The sequence below is a fragment of the Cupriavidus sp. FW306-01-F10A genome (assembly GCF_058782785.1).
The window spans coordinates 434,056-454,222 of sequence record NZ_JBYSYA010000001.1 but is presented as its reverse complement, the minus strand read 5'-3'; the positions used below and the strand labels follow the sequence as shown (position 1 = coordinate 454,222).

At 66.2% G+C, this 20,167-nt stretch carries 19 protein-coding genes; 6 read left to right on the top strand and 13 right to left on the bottom strand.

Features of this window, described 5'->3' with window-relative positions; all coding sequences use genetic code 11:
* Genes sufU through AC3WLF_RS02060 form a run of 6 tightly spaced genes read right to left on the bottom strand, consistent with a single transcriptional unit; the run spans position 1 to position 5,749 of the window.
* Positions 1–447 (bottom strand): Fe-S cluster assembly sulfur transfer protein SufU, encoded by a 447-nt coding sequence (gene sufU, locus AC3WLF_RS02085; RefSeq protein WP_492316958.1) that lies wholly within the window; start codon positions 445–447, stop codon positions 1–3.
* Positions 447–1,715 (bottom strand): SufS family cysteine desulfurase, encoded by a 1,269-nt coding sequence (locus AC3WLF_RS02080; RefSeq protein WP_492357741.1) that lies wholly within the window; start codon positions 1,713–1,715, stop codon positions 447–449. The genes sufU and AC3WLF_RS02080 overlap by 1 nt, the downstream gene beginning before the upstream one ends.
* Complete coding sequence (gene sufD / locus AC3WLF_RS02075) at positions 1,712–3,043, bottom strand: Fe-S cluster assembly protein SufD (RefSeq protein WP_492357740.1); 1,332 nt, start codon at positions 3,041–3,043, stop codon at positions 1,712–1,714. The genes AC3WLF_RS02080 and sufD overlap by 4 nt, the downstream gene beginning before the upstream one ends.
* Positions 3,040–3,786, bottom strand: a complete 747-nt coding sequence (gene sufC / locus AC3WLF_RS02070) for a Fe-S cluster assembly ATPase SufC (protein WP_492316961.1) — start codon at positions 3,784–3,786, stop codon at positions 3,040–3,042. The genes sufD and sufC overlap by 4 nt, the downstream gene beginning before the upstream one ends.
* 12 nt (positions 3,787–3,798) lie before the next feature.
* Positions 3,799–5,247, bottom strand: coding sequence for a Fe-S cluster assembly protein SufB (gene sufB, locus AC3WLF_RS02065; protein ID WP_492357739.1), 1,449 nt, complete (start codon positions 5,245–5,247; stop codon positions 3,799–3,801).
* A gap of 31 nt (positions 5,248–5,278) precedes the next feature.
* Positions 5,279–5,749, bottom strand: a complete 471-nt coding sequence (locus AC3WLF_RS02060) for an SUF system Fe-S cluster assembly regulator (RefSeq protein WP_492316963.1) — start codon at positions 5,747–5,749, stop codon at positions 5,279–5,281.
* A gap of 156 nt (positions 5,750–5,905) precedes the next feature.
* On the opposite strand from AC3WLF_RS02060, the gene AC3WLF_RS02055 reads away from it, so the two are divergent.
* The 5 genes from AC3WLF_RS02055 (at position 5,906) to AC3WLF_RS02035 (ending at position 11,912) form a co-directional block, all read left to right on the top strand.
* Positions 5,906–6,616: an SDR family oxidoreductase gene (locus tag AC3WLF_RS02055; RefSeq protein ID WP_492357738.1), complete on the top strand. Its 711-nt coding sequence runs from the start codon at positions 5,906–5,908 to the stop codon at positions 6,614–6,616.
* Positions 6,617–6,824: 208 nt separating this feature from the next.
* On the top strand, positions 6,825–7,109 hold the full coding sequence (locus AC3WLF_RS02050; protein ID WP_492357737.1) for a globin domain-containing protein: 285 nt from the start codon (positions 6,825–6,827) through the stop codon (positions 7,107–7,109).
* A 1-nt stretch (position 7,110) separates the two neighbouring features.
* Positions 7,111–7,272 (top strand): group I truncated hemoglobin, encoded by a 162-nt coding sequence (locus AC3WLF_RS02045; protein ID WP_492357736.1) that lies wholly within the window; start codon positions 7,111–7,113, stop codon positions 7,270–7,272.
* Positions 7,273–7,625: 353 nt separating this feature from the next.
* Complete coding sequence (locus AC3WLF_RS02040) at positions 7,626–10,439, top strand: autotransporter family protein (protein ID WP_492357735.1); 2,814 nt, start codon at positions 7,626–7,628, stop codon at positions 10,437–10,439.
* A gap of 501 nt (positions 10,440–10,940) precedes the next feature.
* Positions 10,941–11,912, top strand: a complete 972-nt coding sequence (locus tag AC3WLF_RS02035; RefSeq protein WP_492316967.1) for a Bug family tripartite tricarboxylate transporter substrate binding protein — start codon at positions 10,941–10,943, stop codon at positions 11,910–11,912.
* Positions 11,913–11,916: 4 nt separating this feature from the next.
* On the opposite strand, the gene AC3WLF_RS02030 is transcribed toward AC3WLF_RS02035, so the two are convergent.
* The 3 genes from AC3WLF_RS02030 to AC3WLF_RS02020 all read right to left on the bottom strand — a co-directional run bounded on the left by AC3WLF_RS02030 (position 11,917) and on the right by AC3WLF_RS02020 (position 15,461).
* Positions 11,917–12,822: a LysR substrate-binding domain-containing protein gene (locus AC3WLF_RS02030; protein ID WP_492316968.1), complete on the bottom strand. Its 906-nt coding sequence runs from the start codon at positions 12,820–12,822 to the stop codon at positions 11,917–11,919.
* Positions 12,823–12,895: 73 nt separating this feature from the next.
* Positions 12,896–14,134, bottom strand: coding sequence for a metal-dependent hydrolase family protein (locus AC3WLF_RS02025; RefSeq protein ID WP_492316969.1), 1,239 nt, complete (start codon positions 14,132–14,134; stop codon positions 12,896–12,898).
* A gap of 1 nt (position 14,135) precedes the next feature.
* Positions 14,136–15,461, bottom strand: a complete 1,326-nt coding sequence (locus AC3WLF_RS02020) for an MFS transporter (RefSeq protein WP_492316970.1) — start codon at positions 15,459–15,461, stop codon at positions 14,136–14,138.
* Positions 15,462–15,907: 446 nt separating this feature from the next.
* On the opposite strand from AC3WLF_RS02020, the gene AC3WLF_RS02015 reads away from it, so the two are divergent.
* A complete protein-coding gene (locus tag AC3WLF_RS02015) occupies positions 15,908–16,630 on the top strand; it encodes a PA4824 family protein (RefSeq protein ID WP_492357734.1) in 723 nt (240 codons plus the stop codon).
* 30 nt (positions 16,631–16,660) lie between these two features.
* Here AC3WLF_RS02015 and AC3WLF_RS02010 read toward each other — a convergent pair whose 3' ends face one another.
* The 4 genes from AC3WLF_RS02010 to pgi form a co-directional block, all read right to left on the bottom strand.
* Positions 16,661–17,026: an HVO_A0114 family putative DNA-binding protein gene (locus AC3WLF_RS02010; RefSeq protein ID WP_492357733.1), complete on the bottom strand. Its 366-nt coding sequence runs from the start codon at positions 17,024–17,026 to the stop codon at positions 16,661–16,663.
* Positions 17,027–17,380 (bottom strand): toxin-antitoxin system TumE family protein, encoded by a 354-nt coding sequence (locus AC3WLF_RS02005; RefSeq protein WP_492316972.1) that lies wholly within the window; start codon positions 17,378–17,380, stop codon positions 17,027–17,029.
* A gap of 207 nt (positions 17,381–17,587) precedes the next feature.
* Positions 17,588–18,499 carry a carbohydrate kinase family protein gene (locus AC3WLF_RS02000; RefSeq protein WP_492355745.1) on the bottom strand — a complete coding sequence of 304 codons (912 nt, stop codon included), beginning with the start codon at positions 18,497–18,499 and terminating at the stop codon, positions 17,588–17,590.
* 28 nt (positions 18,500–18,527) lie between these two features.
* The gene (gene pgi, locus AC3WLF_RS01995) at positions 18,528–20,162 is read right to left on the bottom strand and encodes a glucose-6-phosphate isomerase (RefSeq protein ID WP_492316974.1); all 1,635 of its coding nucleotides are present in this window, start codon (positions 20,160–20,162) and stop codon (positions 18,528–18,530) included.
* Positions 20,163–20,167: the final 5 nt, after the last annotated feature.

The window sequence follows — 20,167 nt, the reverse complement described above, 5'->3', positions numbered from 1 at the left end:
TTACTCCGTTGAGACCGGCCTGGCGCTGTTCTCCAAAGCGGCTTGCATGGTATGCCAGGCCAGGGTGGCGCACTTCACGCGTGCCGGGAACTCGCGCACGCCGGCCAGGACCTCCAGCTTTCCCATCGGCACTTCGGACTGCCCCGGCTCTCCGGTCACCAGCGCGTGGAAGCTGTAGAACAGGACTCGCGCCTGGGCCTCGGTCTTGCCTTTGAGCGCTTCCGTCATCAGCGACGCAGAGGCAGTGGAGATGGCGCAGCCCGAGCCCTCGAAGCTGGCGTCCTCGATCACCCCGTCGCGGATTCTCAGGTACAGCGTCAGCCGGTCGCCGCACAGCGGGTTGAAGCCCTCGGCGCTGCGGTTCGCTGCCGCCAGCCGTCCGAAATTGCGCGGGGAGCGGCTGTGGTCGACGACCACTTCCTGGTAGAGGTTGCGCAGGTCAGGCATCAGGCGAATACCTCCTGTGCCGCGCGCACGGCAGCAAACAGTGCATCCACTTCTTCACGCGTGTTGTACAGCGCGAAGGATGCGCGCACCGTGGCCGGCACGCCGAAGCGCTCCATCACCGGCATGGCGCAATGGTGGCCGGCACGGACCGCCACGCCGTGCTGATCGAGGATGGTGCCGACATCGTGGGGATGGATGCCGTGCAGCGTGAACGAGAGGATGCTCGCCCTGTCGGCTGCCGTGCCGATCATGCGCAGGCCGGCGATCTTCGCTGCCTGTGCGCTGGCGTAGGCGAGCAGCGCGTGCTCGTGGGCGGCGATGGTTTCCAGGCCGAGCGCGCGTACATAGCCGATGGCGGCGCCAAGTGCGATGACGCCGGCGATATTGGGGGTGCCGGCCTCGAACTTGTAAGGCAGCTCGTTGTATGTGGTCTTGCGGAACGTGACCTCGCGAATCATGTCCCCGCCGCCCTGGTAAGGCGGCATGGCATCGAGCAGCGCGGCCTTGCCGTAGAGGACGCCGACGCCGGTGGGCCCGTAAAGCTTGTGCCCGGAAAACGCGTAGAAATCGCAATCGAGGGCCTGCACGTCGACCTTGAGGTGCGGAACGGCCTGGGCGCCATCGATCAGCACCGGGATACCATGGTCATGCGCCAGCTCGATGATGTGCCGCACCGGGTTGACGGTGCCCAGCGCGTTGGAGAGGTGCGTCAGCGCGACCAGCCTGGTGCGCGGGCCGAGCAATCGCGCGAACTCCTCCAGCATCAGCTCGCCGGCATCGTTGATCGGCGCCACCTGCAGCAAGGCGCCGGTGCGCTGGCACGCCAGTTGCCACGGCACGATATTGGAGTGGTGCTCCATCGCGCTGATCAGGATCTCGTCGCCCGGACGCAGGCGCTGGCCGAAGCTTGCCGCCACCAGGTTGATGGCCTCGGTGGTGCCGCGCACGAACACGATTTCCTCGCGCCCGGCGGCGCTGATCAGGTCTCGCACTGCGTCGCGCGCGGCCTCGTAGGCATCGGTGGCGCGCTGGCTCAGGGTATGCACGCCGCGGTGGATATTGGCGTTGAGCGCGCCGTAGTAATGCGCCTCGCAAGCGATCACGCTTTGCGGCTTCTGGGTGGTAGCGGCGTTGTCCAGGTAGACCAGCGGCTTGCCGTTGATGGTCTGGCGCAGGATCGGGAAATCCTGCCGCAGCCGCTCTACCTCCAGGCTGGCGACCGGCAAGGCGCGCTCCACGGCCATCAGTTCATGCGCTGCCGTGTTCATGGCAGCTCCTTCACAGGCTCAGGCAGCTTGCCGCGCAAGAGCGTTTCCAGCCGCGTGCGCAATGGGGCCGGGCCGAGCCGCCTGACGACCTCTTCGGCGAAGGCAAAGGTCAGCAGGGCACGCGCCGCGGCATCGTCCATCCCGCGCGAGCGCAGGTAGTAGATCTGCTCGGCGTCGAGCTGGCCGACGGTGGCGCCGTGGCCGCATTTGACGTCGTCGGCATAGATCTCCAGTTGCGGCTTGGTGTCGACCTCGGCCTGGTCGGACAGCAGGAGGTTGCGGTTGGACTGGTGCGCATCGCTGTGCTGGGCATCGGCATGTACCACCACCTTGCCGTTGAAGACGGCGCGCGAGGCGCCCGCCAGTACGCCCTTATACAACTCGCGGCTCTTGCTGTGCGGGCTGGCGTGGTCGACGCGGGTATGGTGGTCGACATGCTGCCGCCCCGCGGTCATATACAGCCCGTCCAGCGAGCACTCGGTATGCTCGGCATTGAGCCCGACTTCGATGTTGACCCGCGCCAGGGCGCCGCCCAGGGCAAAGGAACTGGAGGCGCAGCGGCTACCCTGCCGCTGGTCCAGGTTCACGCCGGCGATATGGAAGGCCTTGAGGCTCTCCTGCTGCAGCTTGTGATGTTCGACCAGAGCATCGCGCTCGGCAACGATGTCAGTGATGGTATTGGTGCAATAGCCCACGCCATCCAGGCCCGCGTGGTGCTCCACGATGCAGACCTGGCTGCCGGCTTGCGCCACCACGAGGTTGCGCGCATGGATTGCCACCTCGCCAGCCGTGGCGAGGAACAGCAAGTGAATCGGCTGTTCCGGGACGATGCCGGCCGCCACGCGGATATAGGCACCGTCGGTCATGAACGCCATGTTCAAGCCGGCGAAGCCGGACGGGTAGTCGCTTGCGCGACGCAACAGCAGCGCTTCCAGGCAGTCCGGCGCGCGCTCCAGCGTCGCGGCGAGGCTGGCCAGCTCCATGCCCGCAGGCAGGGTGCCGATGCGTGACCATTGCGGCTGGTGCGCGCCATTGACGAACACCATCAGGTGCGCGCTGGCCAGGGCAAGCGCCTCGATCCGGGCTGCCACCGCGGGGTCCAGGCTGTCGCCGGCCTGCGGCAGTGCCACGGCAAAGCGGCTTCGCTCGAGTGCGGCCACGCTGGTGTATTTCCAGTCCTCCTGGCGCAGCGTCGGGAACCCGGCCTGGGCAAAATGATCCAGCGCCTGCCGCCGCGCGTGCGCAAGCCAGCCCAGACGGCGGCCGGGCAGTGCGCCCTCGACGCGGGCGAACTCGGCGAGATAGTGCTCCAGTCCGCTTGCGCTCATGTCGAAGACTCCATCGCGGCATAGCCGTGCCGCTCCAGTTCGCGCGCCAGCTCCGGCCCGCCGGACCTGGCGATGCGGCCTTGCGCAAGCACGTGGACCTGGTCCGGCACGATGTAGTCGAGCAGGCGCTGGTAGTGCGTGACCAGCACAATCGCGCGTTGCGGGCTGCGCATGGCCTCGATGCCTCTGGCGACGATCTTGAGCGCATCGATGTCGAGGCCGGAGTCGGTCTCGTCGAGAATGGCGAGCCGCGGCTCCAGCACTGCCATCTGCAGGATCTCGTTGCGCTTCTTCTCGCCGCCGGAGAAGCCCTCGTTCACCGAACGGTAAAGCAGGTCCTGGTCCATCTCCATGAGCTGGAGCTTGTCCTTGACCAGGGCGAGAAAATCCATAGCGTCCAGCTCCGGCTCGCCGCGGTGCTTGCGGATTGCGTTGAGCCCCGCCTTGAGCAGGTAGATATTGGAGACGCCGGGAATTTCAACCGGATACTGGAAAGCGAGGAAGATGCCCGCGCGGGCGCGCTCCTCCGGCGGCATGCCAAGCAGGTTGGTGCCGTCATAGAGGACTTCGCCCTCTGTCACGGTAAAGCGGTCGCGCCCGGCCAGCACGTGGGCCAGGGTGCTCTTGCCCGAACCGTTCGGGCCCATGATCGCGTGCACCTCGCCGGCCTTCACGCTGAGGTCGATGCCGTGCAGGATGGGCTTGTCGTCTACGCTGACATGCAGCTTGCGAATCTCAAGCATGGCGGCCTTCTTTCATCCGATACTGCCTTCCAGGCTCACGCCCAGCAGCTTCTGGGCTTCCACCGCGAATTCCATCGGCAGCTCCTTGAATACTTCCTTGCAAAAGCCGTTCACGATCATCGAGACTGCATCCTCCGCACTGACGCCGCGGCTCTGGCAGTAGAACAACTGGTCCTCGCCAATGCGCGAGGTGGAGGCCTCGTGCTCGACCTGGCCGGTGGCATTCTTCACCTCGATGTATGGGAAGGTGTGGGCGGCGCATTTGTCGCCCAGCAGCAGCGAATCGCATTGCGAGTAGTTGCGCGCGCCGACCGCGCTCCGGGCCATCTTCACCAGCCCGCGATACGCGTTCTGGCCGTGGCCGGCCGAGATGCCCTTGGAAAGGATGGTGCTCCTGGTGTTCCTGCCGAGGTGGGTCATCTTGGTTCCCGTGTCGGCCTGCTGGTAGTGGTTGGTCAGCGCGACCGAATAGAACTCGCCGACCGAATCGTCGCCCTGCAGGATCACGCTCGGATACTTCCAGGTGATGGCGGAGCCGGTCTCCACCTGGGTCCACGAAATCTTCGAGCGTGCGCCGCGGCAGTCGCCGCGCTTGGTGACGAAGTTATAGATGCCGCCCTTGCCATCCTTGTCGCCCGGATACCAGTTCTGCACGGTCGCGTACTTGATCTGTGCGTCTTCCAGCGCGATCAGCTCCACCACCGCGGCATGCAGCTGGTTCTCGTCGCGCATCGGCGCGGTGCAGCCTTCCAGGTAGCTGACGTAAGCGCCCTGGTCGGCGATGATCAGGGTGCGCTCGAACTGGCCGGTGTTGCTGGCATTGATGCGGAAGTAGGTCGACAGCTCCATCGGGCAGCGTACCCCGGGCGGGATATAGCAGAACGAGCCGTCGCTGAACACGGCGGAGTTGAGCGTGGCGAAGAAGTTGTCGGTATAGGGCACGACCGAGCCGAGATACTGCTGCACCAGCGCCGGATCGTCCCGCACCGCCTCGGAAAACGAGCAGAAGATGATGCCGAGTTCGCCCAGTTTCTGCTTGAAGGTGGTGGCCACCGAGACACTGTCGAATACCGCGTCCACGGCCACGCCGGCAAGCAGCTCGCGCTCGTGCAGCGGCACGCCCAGCTTTTCGTAGGTGCGCAGCAACTCCGGATCGACCTCGGCCAGCGACTTCGGTCCGGCCTTCTGGGAGCGCGGCGCGGCATAGTAGGCGATTGCCTGGTAGTCGATGGGCGGGTGCGTCACCGTCGCCCAGTGCGGCTCGGACATTGTCAGCCAGTGGCGGAAGGCCTTGAGACGCCACTCCAGCATGAACTCCGGCTCGCCCTTGATGGCCGAGATCATGCGGATCACGTCCTCATCCAGCCCGCACGGCACCGTGTCCGTCTCAACGGCGGTGTAGAAGCCATGCTTATAGCCTTGGCTGATCAGTTCATCGAGCTTGCGTGCCGGGGTTGCCATGGTCTGCCTTCGCTTGCCACTGTCACTTGAATCACAAAATGTCAGCTTGCGGCCCGTTTGCGCGTCGGGCATGCAAGGCGCCGATATCCACCGGGTGCAATACCGGTTGCGCCATATCCGCCAGCGTCACGCCATTCAGTGCGCTAAAGATGACTCGATTGATCGATTGCCAGTTGGCGCGAATGGCGCACAGGCCTTCCTGCGCACACAGGCCGGCAGCGACACTGCACTCGGTCATGCCGGCCGGGCCTTCCATGGCGTCAATCACTTGTGCGATCGAGATCTGTTCCGGCGGTCGTGCCAGCAGGTAGCCGCCATTGGCACCGCGCAACGACTCCAGCAAGTGGTGCCTTGCCAGCATTTTCAGAATCTTGCTTGCCGTCGGAGCCGCCACACCGATCGCGGCGGCGACCTCGGCGGCACTGTAGATCCGGCCCGGGTTTCGCGCCAGGTGCGTCATGATCACCGTGCCATAGTCAGTCAGCTTGCTAAGTCTGAGCATTGTCGCCACCGGTATTTCTTAAATTAGAACCAATTCGGTCCGGATTTGTTCCGGCATCCCTGTCTCAAATCAGGCCGGGATGCGGAAAGCCGCTGCCAAAAGTCGCAGTCGACGGTGTATAGATGGTTATCTGCGCCAGCGAGGAGGACCTCAGGCATGGCCAACCAACCGATTACCGTCATCACTGGCGCGAGCCGCGGCCTGGGCCGCGCAGCCACGCGCCGTCTGGCCACTGTTGAAGGCCATCTGGTCGTCGCCACGGCGCGCACGCCGGCGGACCTCGCGGGGCTTGAGGCAGAGCTCCGGCTAGCGGGGCATCCGATCGCATGCCACCGCCTTGACGTCACGGAAGAAGGCTCGGCGGCCGCGCTGGCCAACTGGCTGACCGAACGCTTCGGGCGCGTGGACGTGCTGATCAACAACGCTGGTGTTTCACTCGACCACTATCACACCAGCCTGCTCGAACTGCCGCTCGAGACCCTGCGCCGCACCCTGGAAACCAATCTGTTCGGCGTGCTCCGGACTACCCAGGCGCTGGCACCGCTGCTGCGCGCCAGCCGCGCCGCCCGGGTGGTCAACCTGGCTTCGGGCATGGGACAACTGGCGGAGATGGGCCGTGGCGTGCCAGCTTACCGGATCTCGAAAACGGCGCTGAATGCCGTCACGCGTATCCTGGCCGCCGAGATGGCCGATCGCGGCGTCAAGGTCAACTCGGTGTGCCCCGGCTGGTGCCGCACCGACCTGGGCGGCCCCGATGCGCCGCGCTCGCCGGAGCAGTGCATCGACACGGTGATCTGGCTGGCAACGCTGCCCGACGATGGTCCCACCGGCGGCTTCTTCCGCGATCGCCAGCCGATTCCATGGTAGCGATCAATGCTGTGACGCGCCTTCGAGCATCCGGATAGCGGCGGATTTCCCTGCTCGCAAGGGCCATGAGAAAGCCCCGCAATCTGCTATGCTGAACCAGCGGAATTGCCCATATCGGCCGGCGTCGGCAGTTCATTATTGCCGATTGCGCCAGCAACTGTTTTCAAATCTGTCCGGGGGAGTCTGAATCCTGCAAGAGGAGACGACCATGCGCATTTCACCTTCCCTGTACGGCGTTCTGCTAGCCGCATTGATTGGACTCGGCGGTTGCGCCATGCCGGACAAGCCGAAGCCAGCCACGTCTTCGCTATACGAACGGCTTGGTGGCATGCAGGCAATTACCGCGGTCGTCGACGATTTTGTTGGGAATGTTGCTGCCGACACGCGCATCAATGCGAAGTTCGCCACGGCCAATATTCCGCGCCTGAAGACGAGACTGGTTGAACAGATTTGTGCTGGCGCAGGGGGGGCCATGCACTTACTCCGGGCGTGACATGAGGACCGCCCACGCCGGCATGGGCATCACCAATGCCGAGTTCGATGCGCTGGTGGAAGACCTGGTGAAGTCCCTCACCAAATTCAAGGTTCCGCCTCAGGAACAGAAAGAGTTGCTTGGCATGCTGGGGCCAATGAGAAAGGACATCGTCTCTCGATAGCCCAGCTTTCCCTCAGCCTCGCGTCGGCCCGCCAACGACCGGGCTGCGACGCGCTCGGCCATGGTGTTGCTTTCGGATTGTCGCAGCAAGTTGTTGAGCGACCAAATCTGATTGGTAATAAATGAGCCGAGTTCTTGTCCAGCAAGAATGGCGTGATTTCCCATCAAGACCTCCAGATCCCCATTTGTAGAAATACATACAGATGGAGGGTTCCTTTTATCTTTCGAAAATCACTCCTCAAAATAATTCAATACGGATGATGCCACCGGTAATGCATATTTGCGGCTCATAGACGAGAGCTGCACTTGCTCTTGCCCGAATAACGCAAAACAAACGCCCCCGGGAGGACCATCGTGGCTAGACATCTGGTCTACGCGTCGCTGATTGCCGCTTCTGCCCTGAATTGCAAGGTTCACGCCGCCTGCGTGACGACGACAGGCACCGGCGACCCGTACAACCCGGCCTCCGGCGAGACCGTGACCTGCAACAGCGGCGCGCCCAACCCCGACCCGCAGCGGATCGACGCCGTGGCAGGCAGCAGCAACGTGAACGTCGCCGTGGACCAGGGTGCGGCGCTCAACGTCGCCGGTGCCGATGCGGTCCGCCTGCGCAACGCCAGTACGCTGTCGAACGCCGGCCAGCTCACCGCCGCAGCCGGGTTCGCCGGGGTATCGCTGGCCGGCGACGGCAACACGCTGGCCAATACCGGCACGATTAGCGGCGGCACTGGCGTGCTCGGCGTCGGCAGCGGCAACGCGGTGGTCAACCGCGGCCAGGTCACCGGCACGGCTGGCCCCGGCGTGTCGCTGAGCGGCGGCGACAGCAGCCTGGTCAACAGCGGCAATATCCAGGGCAGCGGCGCTAATGCCGTGCAGTTCGGTGCGGGCGCGGACAGCTTCACCATGGAGGGCGGCAGGATCGAGGGTGCCGTCAGCCAGGGCGATGGCCGCAACCGCGCCGTCATCTCCGATGGCGTCATCACGGGTGCGGTGGCACAGGGCGCCATGTCCGACGATTTCCGCATGACCGGCGGCCAGATCGGCTCGCTGCAGCAGGGCGATACCCGCGACACCTTCTTCATGTCGGGCGGCACCATCGTGGGCGCGTTCGAAGACGGCGACGTCGCGACCATGACCGGCGGCACCATCGGCCGCGTCGACATGAAGCTGGACAACAACATCTTCGACATGTCAGGCGGCACCATCCGCGGCAACCTGGTGGCGGGTTTTGGCAACGACACCATCCTCCTGTCCGGCGGCGTGATCGGGGGCAACATCAGCGTCAGCGGCGGCACCGACAGCCTCACCATCACCGGCGGGCGGCTCGAAGGCTCGGCGCTGCTGAGCTTCGGCAGCGACACGCTGACATGGGACGGCGGCGGCACCGTGCTGGGCCGCATCGACATGGGCCCGGACAACGACACCGCCACGCTGCGCAATCTGGATGCTGCAAAGCTGGCGCCGACGGCCACCTTCGACGGCGGCCTGGGCGCGGATGCGCTGACGCTGGACAACGCGCAGGCCGGCGGCGTGGCGCGCTTTGTCAACTGGGAATCGATGGCGCTGCAGCGCGGCTCCGGCCTGTCGATGGACGGCGACCTGGTGCTCGGCGACAGCGGCACCGGTACGGGCGCGCTGACGCTCGATGCCACCAGCTCGCTGAAGGCAGTGCCGGGCACGGCGGCGGCCATCCGCGCCATCACCGCCGGGCAGCTTGCCAGCGTGACCAATGCCGGCACCATCGACCTCACCGGCGGCAGCGCCGCCAACCGGCTCACTATCGCCGGCAACTACACCGGCAACGGCGGCACGCTGAAGGTGGATGCGGTGCTGGCCGGCGACGGCGCTGCGGCCGACCGGCTGATCGTGTCGCAGGGGCGCATCGGCGGCCAGTCGCTGCTGTCGGTCAACAACGTGGGCGGCGGCGGGGCGGCGACTGTTGCAGACGGCATCATGGTGGTGCAGGCCACCAACGGCGCGACCAGTGATGCCGCCGCGTTCAGCATGCCGCAGACGGTCAAGGCTGGCCCGTACCAGTACTTCCTGTACAAGGGCGGCGTCAGCAGCGGATCGCAGGACAACTGGTACCTGCGCTCGACCGTCCCGGTGGTGACCGCGCAGCAGCCGATACCGCAGCAGGCCCCCGGCGCGCCGGTGGTGCTGCCCCCCGCGATCGTGCTGGCGCAACCGCAGGACGCGCCGTTGCAAGTGCCGATCTACCGCGCCGAGGTGGCGGTGCAAAGCGCAGTGGTGGCTACGTCGCGTCAGCTGGCGATCACCACCCTTGACACCTTCCACCAGCGCCAGGGCGAGCAGTCGTTGCTGACCGGCAAGGGCGCCTGGACCGGCGCCTGGGGCCGGGTCTTCGGCGAAAGCACCGACAACCGCTACAGCGGTGACGCCGCGCCGCAGTTCGACGGCCACATCGCGGGCTTCCAACTGGGGCAGGATCTCTACACCTGGCAGCGCGACAGCCAGCACCAGGACCGCGTCGGCGTGCTCGCCAGCTATGCGCGGGCCAAGGGCGATGTGCGCGGCTTTACGCTGGCGCAGTCCGGCCTGCTCAGCGGCTCGCTGGATATCGACGGCTACAGCCTGGGCGCTTACTGGACCCACGTGGGCCCCACCAACTGGTACACCGACGCCGTGGCCATGGTCACCTGGCTGTCCGCCGACATGAAGTCGCGCGACGGCATGGACAGCAGCACCCGCGGCACCGCTACCACGCTGTCGCTGGAAGGCGGCTATCCGCTGGCGCTCGGCAGCGGGCTGACGCTGGAGCCGCAGGCGCAGCTCATTGCCCAGTTCGTGTCGATGAATGGCTTCAACGACGGCGCGGCGCAAGTCAGTTTCAATGAATCGAACGCCTACGTGGGCCGGCTTGGTCTGCGGCTGAAGCGCACCTTCGACTCCGGCGGCCGCCTGGTGGAGCCCTACCTGCGCGTCAACCTGTGGCGCGAGTTCTCCGGTACTGACGAGACCGTGTACAACGGTGCGGCTGCCGTGCCCACGCGCTTCGGCTCGACCTCGCTGCAGTTCGGCCTGGGCGTGGCGGCCCGCGTGCAGGAGCGCGTCAGCCTGTATGCCGAGGTGGATTACCTGACCGATGTGTCGGGCGACTACCGCCAGGCATGGACGGGGAATCTTGGCATGCGGATTCGTTGGTAGCTGGTATGAGCGTGCGGGGTGTCACAAGCTTTGGGAACAGCATGTGATTGCAATAGCTGAGTCGCGCACGGGGAGGCGGCAGGCAAGTTGTTGTTGCCGTCCGATGCCATATCAGTTCACCAACTCCCACAGTTCGAGAGGTGAATGTGGAAACAATTCCTGACAGGGAATGGCGCCGGCCGACTTCCCTGAACGGCAGAAGACTCTGACTTTCCGCATAAGTGCCGCCGTGGCGATCGCGCCGGGCGTATGCACCAACGCTGGCGCCCCCGCGGCTCGCCCTAGTGCATAGCGTGTAGGCGCCGCCAGCCTCACGCGACAGGCCGAGCAGCATGTAAACGCATGGCCCACGCAGCACTCGCCTGTCCGCACATACCCTCGGTTGACGGGATAATTTATGTGCGTAAAATCCAATTCACAAATATGAATAAAGGCAGGTGCCAGCCATGGCTGGCCATGCCGGTGCCGGCTTCCGACAACCGCCGTCCAGGAGACAACCCGATGAAACCGAACTCGCGCCGCCGCCTGATGCTGTGCGCCGCCATGCTGGGCGCGATGCCCGCGCTGGCCTGGAGTGACACCTATCCCAGCAAGCCCATCCGCATGGTGGTGCCGTTTGCGCCAGGCGGGGCCACCGATGTGGTGGCGCGGCTGATTTCGCAGAAGCTGGGCGAAGCGCTCAAGCAGTCGGTGGTGGTGGAAAACCGCCCCGGCGCCAACGGCATCATCGGCACGGACATCGTGGCGCGCGCGGCGCCGGACGGCTACACGCTGCTGCTGAACAGCGCCGGCGCGCAGACCCTCAGCCCGGTGCTGTACAAGGCGGGCTATGAGCCGCTGAAGAGCTTTGCGCCGATCTCGCAGATCAGCAATATCGGCTTCGTGATGGTGGTCCATCCGTCGGTGCCGGCCAAGACCGTGCAGGAGTTCGTAGCGCTGGCCAAGTCCAAGACCAAGCCGCTGAGCCTGTCGGCCGGCAGCAGCATGATTGAGCTGATCGGTGCCACCTTCAAGTCCGCGGCGGGCACGCCGGACGTCGTCAGCGTGTCTTACCGCGGCACCGGGCCGCAGATGCAGGCGGTGGTGGCGGGCGAGGTCGACATGACCATCGACCCGTTCAACGGCATGGCGATGATCAAGGCCGGCAAGCTGCGCCCGCTGGCGGTGTTCGCGTCCAAGCGCTCGCCCGCGCTGCCGGACGTGCCGACCATGCATGAGGCCGGCTATGACGGCATGGCCTTCAATTCCTGGGCGGGGCTGCTGGCACCGGCTGGCACGCCCAAGGAAATCGTCACGCGGCTGAACCAGGAGGTGAACCGCATCCTGGCGCAGCCCGAGATCAAGCAGCGCCTGGCAGCGATCGACTATGAGGTGGTGGGCGGCACGCCGGAGCAGTTCGCCGCGACCATTGCCGAGGATGCGGCAAGGTGGGCGAAGATCGTCAAGGATACGAACTACAAGGCGGGTTCCTGAGCAATCAGGCTGGTGCAGGCGTCGCCTGCCGCACCAGCCAGCTGCGGAACGCGCGCGCCGCGGCCGGTTCCATCCGGTCGCGCGGCCACACCGCGTAGTAGCCGCCGCCCAGGCTGGCGCTGGCCTCGCTGGCGCGCACCAGCAGGCCTTCGCGCAGGCACGCGTCGATCATATGGCGCCAGCCCAGCACGATGCCCTGACCTTCCATGGCCAGCTGCAGCAGGATCGGGTACTGGTTGGAGGTCAGCACGTTGCGCAGCGTGGCATCGGGCAGGCCCTGGTTGGCCAGCCAGGTCTGCCAGGACATCCACTGGCGCTGGCCGTCGTCGAGCATCAGCAGCGTTTCATTGGCCAGCGCGGCCGGGGCCAGCGTGCGGCCGTTCAGATAGCCCGGCGCGCACACCGGGAACACTTCCTCGCCATACAGCCGTCGCGCCGCCAGTCCGGGCGGCGGGCCCTCGCGCAGGTAGTACATGGCGATATCGAACTCCGCCGGCGACAGTGACGCCAGGCTGTCGTTGACGGTCAGGCGCAGCTGGATTTCGGGGTGCGCCTCGCGAAACGAGGCCAGCCGCGGCGTCAGCCACAGCACCGCCACGCCGCTGGAGCACGCCACCGTCAGGGCGGTATGGCTGCGCACCTTCATCACGTCTTCGGTCGCTTCGGCGCACCCCACCAGCAGGCGCTGCACCACCTCGGCATAGCGCTGGCCGCTGACGGTCAGGCGCAGCGCGCGCGGTTCGCGGATAAAGAGCTTGCGCCCGAGAAAGTCTTCCAGCTGGGCCACCTGGCGGCTGATCGCGCTTTGGGTCAGGTGCAGTTCGGCCGCGGCGCGGGTGAAGCTGCCGTGGCGCATCGCGGCTTCAAACGCGACCAGGTTGGGCAGGGGCGGGAGCGGGGAAATGCGCATGGGGGCTTCCGGTCAGAGAAGCCCCCATGATAGACCGCGGGCGCGGGCCAGCGGGTGGGGCGCGCCGCCCGGATCAGCCGGCGCGGCGGTGGATGCGGCCGGCCTGCATCACCACGCTCAGGCGCTCGCCCTGGCCGGCGATCAGGCCGATATCGGCCAGCGGGTTGCCGTCGACCAGCAGCAGGTCGGCCAGCGCACCGGCGCGCACGGTGCCAAGCTCGCCTTCGCGCTGCAGGATGGCGGCGGCGATCGAGGTGGCCGAGCGGATCGCTTCCAGGTTGCCGAGCAGCTCGGCGCGGATGCGGAACTCTTCGGACTGGTGGTCGTGCATCTCGCCCAGCAGGTCCGAGCCATAGCCCATCGGCACGCCGGCATCGGCATAGATGCGCAGCGAGTCGCGGCCGGCCTGGCGCACGGTCTCGATCTTGGCCACGGAGTCGGCCGGCAGGCCCAGGCGGGCGCCGTCGCGCGCGAGCGCGTCGTAGGTGACCAGCGTCGGCACCACGAAGGCGCCGTGTCTGCGCATCTCGTCGGCGGCGGCGCGGTCGACCAGGTTGCCGTGCTCGATGGTGCGCACGCCGCAGCGCACCGCGCGCGTGATGGCGCGGCCGGTGTAGGCGTGGGCCATCACATAAGTCTGTGCGGCTTCGGCTTCGGCCACGATTGCGCGGATCTCGTCTTCGCTGTACTGGGTGTTGCCGATCGGGTCGGTGGGCGAGGCCACGCCGCCCGAGGCCATGATCTTGATCTGGCTGGCGCCCTTCTGGATTTCTTCGCGCACGGCCAGCCGCACCGCGTCGACGCCGTCCACCACGCGCGCGATGGCGCCGGCGCGGAAGGCGCACGAACAGGGTTCCAGCACGTCAGAGCGCGGGCGGAAATCACCATGGCCGCCGGTCTGCGACAGCGCCTTGCCCGACGCAAAGATGCGCGGTCCCGGCACCAGCCCGGTGGCAACGGCCTGCGACAGGCCCCAGTCGGCGCCGCCGGCATCGCGCACGGTGGTGAAGCCGCGCTCCAGCATGCGCTGCATGATCGGCAGCGCGCGGATCGCTACCAGCACGTTGGGCTGCACCGCATTCAGGCCGAGGTTGGCCAGCGAGGCCAGCACATGCACGTGGCAGTCGATCAGGCCGGGCATCACGGTCTTGCCGCGCGCGTCGATGTGCTGTGCGTTGGGGGCATCGATGGCCGGGCCGACCGCGGCAATGCGCTCGCCTTCAACCAGCACGTCGTGGCCGCGCAGCAGCTCGCCCGTGCCGGGTTCGAGCACATCGCCGCCGTGGAAAAGGATCTGGGGACTCTGGGACATGTCAGCGTTGTTGCAGGTAGGAAGGTTCGCGCACGAAGCGGGTGCCGACCAGGCTGATGGCGGCGGCGATCATCACGTAGATGGCCGGGGCCATGCTGCTGCCGGTGGTGGCGATCAGCCAGGTGATGATGAACGAGGCAAAGCCGCCGAAGATCGTCACCGCGAAGTTGTAGGCCACCGACAGGCCGGTCGACAGCACGCGCGCCGGGAACAGTTCGGAGAACGCCGCCAGGATCGGGCCGGTATAGGTGGCGATCAGCACGCCGAACACCAGCTGGAATACCAGCAGCGAAGCCAGGCCGGGCGCATGGTTGATATACGCGAACATCGGCCAGGCCAGCACCAGGATCAGCAGCGCCGAGCCGCTCAGCAGCACGCGCCGGCCGATGCGGTCTGCCAGCAGGCCCACCAGCGGCGCGAACACCATGATGGCGCTGCCGCCCGCCATGCCGGCGATAAAGCCATCGGCCTGCGGAACCTTCAGCACCTTGACGGCGTAGGTCGGCATGTAGAACAGCAGCACGTAGGTGCACACCGTCCACAGGATTACCATCGAGAAGCTGGCCAGGGTTTCGCGCGGGTAGGCCTGCACGATTTCCTTGAGCGGTGAATCGGCGCGCTCGGCGTTGTCGCGGAAGGTCGGGGTTTCATCGAGGTGGTGGCGGATGTAGTAGCCCACCGGGCCGATCACGATGCCCAGCAGGAACGGCAGGCGCCAGCCCCAGCTGTTGAGCGCCTCGGTGCTCAGCGAACTGGTGACGTAGGTGCCCACCGCCGCGCCCAGCAGCACGGCCACGCCGATGCTGGCCTGGATCCAGCTGGAGTAGTAGGCACGCTGGCGCGCCGGGGCATACTCGGTCAGGAAGGCGGTGGCGCCGCCCATCTCGCCGCCGGCGGAGAAGCCCTGCATCAGGCGCGCCACCACGATCAGCAGCGGGGCGAAGATGCCGATCTGGTCGTATGTGGGCGCAATGCCGATCAGCGTGGTGCCGAGCGCCATCAGCAGGATGGTCAGCGACAGTGCCGCCTTGCGGCCCACGCGGTCGGCGTAGATGCCCAGCACGATGCCGCCCACCGGGCGCATGAAGAAGCCCACGCCGAAGGTGGCCACGGCCAGCAGCAGCGAGCTGAGGTCGTCGCCGGTGGGGAAGAACAGCTTCGCGATGATGACCGCGAAGAAGCTGTAGACGGTGAAATCGAACCATTCCAGGCCATTGCCGATCACCGTGGCGATGATGGCGCGGCGGCGCTGGCTGGGCTGGATGGCGGGCGCCGCTGGGCCTGCCGGTGTGTAGGGTGCGCTCGTTGGCGCAGCGCTGTTTTGCATGGGTGCTTCCTCCTCTGTGGCAGCTGCCGGGGACAAGGGCCGGTGTCGTCTCAGCCGGCCTGGCAGATGGTGCAGCCGATGTTAGGAGAAGGCGGGGCGCAGACGGTAGCGATATCTCCGCATGAATGCATGCGCGTGGCGCATGGCTCGGGTTGACCGTGATGCCGGCCTGCCGTTACACTGCGCCCCGTTCTTATCAGCGGAGTTATCCGTGGACAGTTGTCCCAGTCATTCTCGCGGAAGGGAAGTTTCTCAGGCCGTCGGGGTGCGCTGAGCCACTGCAGTCTTTCGCTGCAGTGATGGCATCGCGCCCTGCAGCGTCGCCCGTGGCCAGGTGCAAGCCTGTGCCCGCCGGTGCCGTTCCTCCCTTCCTGTCCTTCAATGTCTTGTCATGGCCTGCGCGTATGGTTGGCGGCCATGTGGCGGTATTTGCCAGGAGGGTTGCCATGGTGTGGCACCAGTTCTTCGTGCGTCTGGCCGCTGTGGCCATCGTGGCCATCGTGGCCGCGGCCTGCCGGCCGGCGCTTGCGGCCCGGCCGCTGATCACTGACGATGCCCGCATTGTCGATCCCAAGTCCTGCCAGCTGGAATCGTGGATGCAGTTCCAGTCCGGCGGCAATGAACTGTGGGCGCTGCCGGGTTGCAATCCCACCGGCAATCTGGAGCTGACGCTGGGCGGGTCGCTGCAGCGGATCGATGGCGGGCTGGATGCCACCAATGTGCAGTTCCAGGCCAAGACGCTGCTGAAGCCGCTGGAGACCAACGGTTACGGCATTGCGCTGTCCGGCGGCCTTATCCATCATCCCAATGCCGAGCAACGCAAGCTGTTCGGCAACCTGTATCTCAACGTGCCGGTGTCGGTCTCGTTTGCCGACGACCGCTTCGTCGCGCACCTGAACGTGGGCGCCAACCGCGACACCGAGAACAACCAGACGCGCATGACATGGGGCGCAGGCACGGAGACGGAACTGCATCCGCGCGTGTTCCTGATCGCCGAGGCCTTCGGCGAGAACCGCGGCAAGCCGTCGTTCCAGGCGGGATTCCGTTTCTGGGTGGTGCAGGACCGCGTGCAGGTCGATACCACCTACGGCAACGTGTTCGGCGGCGGTACCGGTGCGCGCTTCTTTACGATCGGGCTGCGGCTGCTGTCGCCGGCGTTCCTGCCGTAGCGGCAAGCGTGCCGGCCATGTCAGCGGACGTTAGTGGAAAGCAAGCTCAAGCTCTACGCCGCTGTAGTCAACGCGCGGAGCAAGCCTGCGGCGCGGCCCTTGTTCGAAGTGAATCAGGCCGTAGCCCTCCATCGTGCGGAGTGTCCGCGACAGGTTCGACACGGCGCGTCCGGTTTTCTGCGAGAGCTCTTCGAGCGATTCGGGATTCGTTTCCGCGATCAGCGCAAGCAATTGGCGATTGGCTGGGGACAGGACCTTTGCCAGCACGTCCAGCGATTGAAACCAGACCTTGGGCTCATCCTTTCCGGGCTTGAGTTTGCCGCGGGTGATGGCCATGGTGCGGGCCTTGAAGTCTTCCAGTGAGGCGATGCCAATCTTGAGGTTGCCGCTCATCATTCACTCCTTTTGCTGCAGGATCTTGTCGACCTCTGTCCAGAAATCTTCCAGCAACGTGGAAGCATCCTGGTAGTCGTAGAATCGAATGCCCGCCGCCATGTGCTGGTGGTCGTATTCAATGCGCGTCCGCACTCCTGGCCCGGATCCCTCATTGATGCCGTGCGCATTGTCAAAGCCAAGCAAACGGCAGCCAATCCTGTCATGCAGTGTCAGCGAATACCTCAGTCCGTGAGGGCGTTCCTGCGAGACAGGGCAGGTGCGCACCACGATTTTCACCCAATGCAAGCTCTCGTCATCTATGACGAAGCGGAGTCCATCCAGGTCCAACAGTGTGTCGAGGCTACGGTCGCGCATAGCGATGCTATCACAGTGTGATAAGTATGGCGAGCCCGACCGCTTTGCATAGTTTCGTATGCCCATAGGGCGCCAGAATAACGTTGCCTGTGGCCAAGGCTCGTCTGGCTAGCACAGCACTTTGCCACCGACAATGTAGCGAGGAGGTTACTTTCTCGAAATCTGGCGCATATTCAGAGCTTTCCCAAACGGCTTTCCTTGGCCCCTTCAAACAGCCAGCAGTTCTTCCACTTCCTCGCGCCGTGGCGGATACGCGCCGGCCCGGGTCGCGGCAATGGCCGCCGCCGCGGCAGCCAGCCGCGCCTGTGCGGCAAGGTCGCCCGCCGCGCCGGACAGCACGCCGGCCATCCAGCCGCCCATCGCCGCATCGCCACAGCCGACGGTGTCGGCCACATCAACTGCGAGCGCGGGCTGCTCGACGACAACACTGCCCTTGAGCAACGTCATGCCATGCGCGCCGCGCGTCAGCATGACGGTTGCATCGGGCGCCATGGCGCGTACCTGCGCCAGTGCTGCGTTGGTGTCGAGCGCGGGAAAGAGCCCGGCCAGGTCTTCGTCCGAGATCTTGACGTAGCTGGCCAGCCGCAGCATGTGTGCGAGGACGTTGGCGTAGCCCGGCGCGCGCATCAGGTCCCGGAAGTTGGGGTCGAAGGCAATGCGCTTGCCCGCGGTTGCGGCCAGCGTGGCTTCTTCACACAGCCGTGCCGCCAGCGGCTGGCGCACCAGGCTGATGGAGCCGAAGTGGATCACCTCTGCCACGTGGCGCCAGCCCTCTGGCAAGCGGACCGGATCGAAATGCAGGTCCGCGCTGTCGTCCCCGACAAAGAAATACTGCGGCGGATGGCGTGACGCGACAAAGGCCAGGAACGGCGAGCGCGCCACCCGCTGCAGGAAGCGGCTGTCCAGGCCGGCGTCAGCGCTGGCCTGCGCCAGGTCATCGCCGAACAGGTCCTGGCTGACGGCGCCGGCAAAGGCGGTCGCAATGCCCAGCCGGGCGCCCACGCGCGCCACGTTCCAGCAAGAGCCGCCGGGCAGGCCCAGCCAGCTGCCGTCGGCCTGTCGGACCATGTCGGTCAGGGCTTCGCCGAACACGACATAGCGGGGAAGGGGCGTGGACATCGGAGTCTCCTGTGTTGTCTGCCGCGCGTTAGCTTGCGGCCGTTGCCCGCACTGCCTGGGCGCGGCGGATCAGTGCGGCGGTCGAGGCATCATGCGCGGCGGCGCCGGCCGTGCCTTCCAGTTCGCGCTGGATCGGCGCGGCCAGCTTCTTGCCGAGTTCCACGCCCCACTGGTCAAACGAATTGATCTGCCACAGCGCACCCTGCACGAAGGTGCGGTGTTCCGACAGCGCCAGCAGCGCACCCAGGTGGTACGGGTCCAGCCGCTGCAGCAGCAGCGTATTGCTGGGCCGGTTGCCCTCGAATACCAGGTGCGGCACCAGCGCTTCGTCGCGCACGCCTTCGGCGCGCACTTCGTCGGCGGTGCGCCCGCGCAGCAGCGCTTCGCCCTGCGCAAAGCAGTTGGCCAGCAGCTTGGTATGGTGGCCGGGCAAGTCGCTCACGGGTTCCAGCGTGGCGATGAAGTCTACTGGAACCAGCTGCGAGCCCTGGTGCATCATCTGGAAGTAGGCGTGCTGGCCGTTGGTGCCGGTGGTGCCCCACACCACCGCGGCCGAGCCCGCATCGAGCGCGCCGCCGTCAAGCCGCACGGACTTGCCGTTGCTCTCCATTTCCAGTTGCTGAAGGAAGGCCGGCAGCAGTTCCAGCGGCTCGCAGTAGGGCGCCACGCAGCGGCTGCCGGCACCGAGGAAGCTGCGGTACCAGACATCGAGCAGGCCCAGGATCATCGGCAGGTTGCGCTCGGGCGGTGCGCTGGCGAAATGCAGGTCCATCGCGCGCGCGCCGTCCAGCAATTGGCGGAAGCGCCCGAAGCCGATGGCCACGGCAATCGACAACCCCACCGCCGACCACAGCGAGAAGCGCCCGCCCACCCAGTCCCAGAACGGGAACATATTGGCCGGGTCGATGCCGAATTCGGCCACCGCATCGCGGTTGGTCGACACCGCCACGAAATGCCGCGCCAGTCCGGCGCGGGTCACGCCTTGCTGCAGGAACCAGTCGCGCGCGGTGCAGGCGTTGGCCATGGTCTCCAGCGTGGTGAAGGTCTTGGAGCAGACGATCACCAGTGTGGTGGCGGCATCCAGCCCGGACAGCGTGCGTGCCAGATCGCTGCCGTCGACATTGGCGACAAAGTGCATGCGCGGACCGGTGGTTTGCGCATCGCCCAGCGCGCGGCAGACCATGCGCGGGCCCAGGTCCGAGCCGCCGATGCCGATATTGACGATGTCGGTGATCGCGCGGCCATCGAAGCCGGTCCAGGCGCCACTGCGCACCGCGCCGGCAAAGCGCTCGATCTGTGCCAACACCGCGGCGACGTCCGCGCCCACGGGCACGCCGAGCGCGCGATAGCCATCCTCCGGATAGGCGCGCAGCGCGATATGCAGTGCGGCGCGGTGCTCGGTGGTGTTGACCGGTTCGCCGCCGAACATGGCGTCGCGCCGCTCGGCCACGCGTGCCTGGCCAGCCAGGGTGAACAGCAACGCCAGCGTTTCGTCGGTGATGCGGTTCTTGGCGTAGTCCAGTGTCAGGCCGCAGGCTTCGGCGCTGAAGCGCTCGGCGCGCAGCGGGCCGCGCGGGCCGTCGAACCAGTCGCGCATATGGGTGCCGCGCAGGGTGTCGGCGTGCGCGCGCAGGGCTTGCCAGGCGGGTAGGGAAGTGGTCATGTCGG

Bases quoted from the DNA above. Each gene is read 5' to 3' on its own strand.
- sufD (WP_492357740.1), bottom strand. From the start codon at position 3,043: ATGAGCGCAAGCGGACTGGAGCACTATCTCGCCGAGTTCGCCCGCGTC.
- AC3WLF_RS02030 (WP_492316968.1), bottom strand. From the start codon at position 12,822: ATGCGCATTTCCCCGCTCCCGCCCCTGCCCAACCTGGTCGCGTTTGAA.
- AC3WLF_RS02080 (WP_492357741.1), bottom strand. From the start codon at position 1,715: ATGAACACGGCAGCGCATGAACTGATGGCCGTGGAGCGCGCCTTGCCG.
- AC3WLF_RS02045 (WP_492357736.1), top strand. From the start codon at position 7,111: ATGAGGACCGCCCACGCCGGCATGGGCATCACCAATGCCGAGTTCGAT.
- AC3WLF_RS02020 (WP_492316970.1), bottom strand. From the start codon at position 15,461: ATGCAAAACAGCGCTGCGCCAACGAGCGCACCCTACACACCGGCAGGC.
- AC3WLF_RS02015 (WP_492357734.1), top strand. From the start codon at position 15,908: ATGGTGTGGCACCAGTTCTTCGTGCGTCTGGCCGCTGTGGCCATCGTG.
- AC3WLF_RS02035 (WP_492316967.1), top strand. From the start codon at position 10,941: ATGAAACCGAACTCGCGCCGCCGCCTGATGCTGTGCGCCGCCATGCTG.
- AC3WLF_RS02050 (WP_492357737.1), top strand. From the start codon at position 6,825: ATGCGCATTTCACCTTCCCTGTACGGCGTTCTGCTAGCCGCATTGATT.
- pgi (WP_492316974.1), bottom strand. From the start codon at position 20,162: ATGACCACTTCCCTACCCGCCTGGCAAGCCCTGCGCGCGCACGCCGAC.
- sufC (WP_492316961.1), bottom strand. From the start codon at position 3,786: ATGCTTGAGATTCGCAAGCTGCATGTCAGCGTAGACGACAAGCCCATC.
- sufU (WP_492316958.1), bottom strand. From the start codon at position 447: ATGCCTGACCTGCGCAACCTCTACCAGGAAGTGGTCGTCGACCACAGC.
- AC3WLF_RS02025 (WP_492316969.1), bottom strand. From the start codon at position 14,134: ATGTCCCAGAGTCCCCAGATCCTTTTCCACGGCGGCGATGTGCTCGAA.
- AC3WLF_RS02055 (WP_492357738.1), top strand. From the start codon at position 5,906: ATGGCCAACCAACCGATTACCGTCATCACTGGCGCGAGCCGCGGCCTG.
- AC3WLF_RS02005 (WP_492316972.1), bottom strand. From the start codon at position 17,380: ATGCGCGACCGTAGCCTCGACACACTGTTGGACCTGGATGGACTCCGC.
- AC3WLF_RS02010 (WP_492357733.1), bottom strand. From the start codon at position 17,026: ATGATGAGCGGCAACCTCAAGATTGGCATCGCCTCACTGGAAGACTTC.
- sufB (WP_492357739.1), bottom strand. From the start codon at position 5,247: ATGGCAACCCCGGCACGCAAGCTCGATGAACTGATCAGCCAAGGCTAT.
- AC3WLF_RS02060 (WP_492316963.1), bottom strand. From the start codon at position 5,749: ATGCTCAGACTTAGCAAGCTGACTGACTATGGCACGGTGATCATGACG.
- AC3WLF_RS02000 (WP_492355745.1), bottom strand. From the start codon at position 18,499: ATGTCCACGCCCCTTCCCCGCTATGTCGTGTTCGGCGAAGCCCTGACC.